Source organism: Nonomuraea sp. NPDC050691 (genome assembly GCF_040654455.1).
GTDB lineage: Bacteria > Actinomycetota > Actinomycetes > Streptosporangiales > Streptosporangiaceae > Nonomuraea.
Genome location: NZ_JBFAIA010000362.1, coordinates 1 through 1,673, shown reverse-complemented (window position 1 = coordinate 1,673; position 1,673 = coordinate 1). Strand labels below are relative to the sequence as shown.

The following is a 1,673-nucleotide window of genomic DNA, read 5'->3' as shown; positions in this document are numbered from 1 at the left end:
CGAGGTTCGCGCACCGCGCCGTGGTCGTCGCCGGCGACCGCGAGGAGCTGGCCGCCGCGCTGGAGGCCGTCGCCGCCGGGACGCCCCACGCCGCGGCCGTCACGGGCGAGGCGCAGGCCGAGCCCCGGCCGGTGTTCCTCTTCCCCGGCCAGGGCACGCAGTGGGCCGGCATGGCCGTGGACCTGCTGGACTCCAGCCACGTGTTCCGCGCCCGGCTGCGCGAGTGCGACGCGGCGCTGCGGCCGTACACCGGCTGGGCGGTCGAGGACGTGCTGCGCGGCACCGGCGGCGCGCCCGAGCTGGAGGGAACCGACGTCATCCAGCCGGTCCTGTTCGCCGTCATGGTGTCGCTGGCCGCGCTGTGGCGCTCGTACGGCGTCCACCCCGGCGCCGTCGTGGGCCACTCGCAGGGCGAGATCGCGGCGGCCTGCGTCGCGGGCGCCCTGTCGCTGGAGGACGCGGCGAAGATCGTCGCCCTGCGCAGCCGCTCCCTGACCGGGCTCAGCGGCACCGGCGGCATGCTCGCCGTCGCGCTGCCCGCCGCCCAGGCCGAGGAGCGGATCGCGCCGTGGGAGGGACGGCTGTGGGTGGCGGTGCACAGCGGCCCCGCCTCCTGCGTGGTGGCGGGCGAGGCCGACGCGCTCGACGAGTTCGCCGCCTCCTGCGGGGAGGCCGTACGGGTGCGCCGCATCGCGGTCGACTACGCCTCGCACACCCCGCACGTGGAGGCGCTGCGCGACGAGCTGCTGGCCACGCTCGACGGCGTCCGGCCGCGCCCGACCGAGACCGTCTTCTGCTCCTCGCTGGCCGGCGCGGTCGTCGAGCCCGCCCGCCTGACGACCCGCTACTGGTACGACAACCTGCGCAACCCCGTGCTGTTCGAGGAGGCGATCCGGGCGTTCACCGGGACGCCGCTGTTCGTGGAGGTCAGCCCGCACCCCGTGCTCGGCGGCGACACCGGCGACATCTGCGACGACGCCGGGATCACCGCGGGTGTCTGCGCGACCCTGCGCCGCGGCATGGGCGACTGGGCTCGCTTCCTCGCCGCCCTCGGCCAGGCGTGGGTGCTGGGCGCCGACGTCGCCTGGTCCGACGCGCTCGCCCCCGCGTCCCAACCGCGCGTGGACCCGCCCACGTACCCGTTCGAGCGGCGCCGGTTCTGGCTCGGCGACCGCGAGCGGGCCGGCCGGCCCGCCGGGGCGGGCATCGACGACGCCCGGCATCCCCTGCTCACGGCGGTCGTGCCGGTGGCGGGCGACGGCTTCGTCCTGACCGGCCGGATCTCGCTCAGGGGCGCGCCGTGGCTCGCCGACCACGCCGTGCAGGGCGGCGTGCTGCTGCCGGGTGCGGCGTTCGTCGAGCTGGCGCTGGAGGGCGGCGTCCACGCCGGCGCGTCCGTGCTGGAGGAACTGGTCATCGAGGCGCCCCTCCACCTGCCCGAGTCCGGGGCCGTCACCGTCCAGGTCACCGTCGAGCGTCCCGGCGCCGACGGCCGCCGCGCCGTCGCCGTGTTCTCCCGCGCCTCTTCCTCCGTGGGGGACGGCTGGGAGCGGCACGCCGCGGGCGTGCTCGCCGACTCCGCCGCCGGGCACGGCTCCGCCTCGTGGGCTGCCGTGTGGCCGCCCTCGGGCGCGGTGCCGGTGGAGGTGGAGGGTGGTTATGAGCGGTTGGCT

Annotated in this window: 1 protein-coding gene; it reads left to right on the top strand. The window is 77.3% G+C overall.

Annotated elements, in window-relative coordinates:
- Nucleotides 1-1,673 (top strand): acyltransferase domain-containing protein (locus AB0H81_RS44750; RefSeq protein WP_358388697.1); only part of this gene is annotated, 1,673 nt, incomplete at both ends.